This window comes from Pontibacterium sp., from assembly GCF_041587635.1.
Lineage (GTDB): Bacteria > Pseudomonadota > Gammaproteobacteria > Pseudomonadales > Balneatricaceae > Pontibacterium.
The window spans coordinates 1-1197 of sequence record NZ_JBFGYC010000746.1 but is presented as its reverse complement, the minus strand read 5'-3'; the positions used below and the strand labels follow the sequence as shown (position 1 = coordinate 1197).

At 49.4% G+C, this 1197-nt stretch carries 2 protein-coding genes; one reads left to right on the top strand and one right to left on the bottom strand.

What is annotated here, in order from left to right; genetic code table 11:
- Window positions 1-50: 50 nt before the first annotated feature.
- Window positions 51-665, top strand: coding sequence for an SCO family protein (locus ABYW01_RS21380; protein WP_372836633.1), 615 nt, complete (start codon window positions 51-53; stop codon window positions 663-665).
- A 162-nt stretch (window positions 666-827) separates the two neighbouring features.
- On the opposite strand, the gene ABYW01_RS21375 is transcribed toward ABYW01_RS21380, so the two are convergent.
- The coding region (locus tag ABYW01_RS21375) for an elongation factor P hydroxylase (RefSeq protein WP_372836631.1) at window positions 828-1197 on the bottom strand (370 nt) is incomplete at its 5' end.

Genomic DNA, 1197 nt, shown 5'->3' with positions numbered 1-1197 from the left:
GCTCAGCAAGGCCAACAACAACTTGAAGCCCACTTTGATTTCACAGCCAAATGAAGAAAAACGGACTGAATACCTTACGCACACTGCTTATCCTGACTGCATTTCTATTGGTTGGGATGGCGTTAGCCTTCTATTTTCGCCCACAACCGGTTGACCAGCGCATCGCGCTTGGAGAGTCTCTCGGTGGGGAATTTACTCTACAGACGAGTGAAGGCTCCCTAAAGCTCTCAGACCTGGCCGGTAAAGCCGTGGTATTTTATCTGGGATACACCAACTGCCCAGATGTCTGCCCGACGGGTCTGGCGGTGCTATCACAAGCGATTCACACATTAACGCCAGAAGAACAGGCTCAGGTTCGTGGCGTATTTTTGAGTGTTGATCCTGAACGGGATAGCGTAGATGCGTTGAAAGAATATGCCGCGTTCTTTCATCCGAATATCATCGGAGCAACAGGCAGTCGAGAAGAGATTGACCGCGTGGTCAAACGATACGGTGCATTCTATCGAATTGGCGAAGAAACAGATTCAGCTTCAGGTTACGCCGTTGATCATTCCTCTCGACTGTACCTGATCAATCAAGAAGGCATATTGGTCTCAACCCTTATGCATAGCAGCACACCGGCAGAAGTTGCAGCAGGTTTAAAGTCCATCCTCAATCAAGGCTGACCCTTCTTAATGCAGCACACACAAGTATACGGTGTGCTGCATCATCTCCTTTCATTGGTGTCTTACCGATACAGCATTAAGATCCACATCGCAGGCATCTCTGCGATGTCGGGGATCATACATAGGATGGTTGCCCTGCCAGAAATGCAGGACTACGTATGCTCAGCGCCCCGCAAGCGAAAACTGATCAGGGTTTAGAGCGGGTTGATTAAACTCCGTCAGCATAGCCTCCACCAGCTGCTTATGACGGTCGGGAAAACCATGCTCAAGCAGGTACAGAACCCGCTTATAAACATTTCCTTTAAAACTATCACTCGCACCGATACCACCACTTAAATTATCGGCAGAGAAATTAAAGCGCAGTCCACAGGCTTGTGCCATGATCCATTCCAGTGCCTGCGGTGCGACTTCTACTTTCTCGAACAACGTCTGTTCATCTTCAGTCCGGCCATCAGGTTTGTACCAATAGCCAAAGTCCTCCAACTTACGGCGCTCATCACCCGCAACGCACCAGTGAGCGATCTCATGCAAT

Coding starts and splice junctions, on each gene's coding strand:
- ABYW01_RS21380 (WP_372836633.1), top strand. CDS start 51: ATGAAGAAAAACGGACTGAATACCTTACGCACACTGCTTATCCTGACT.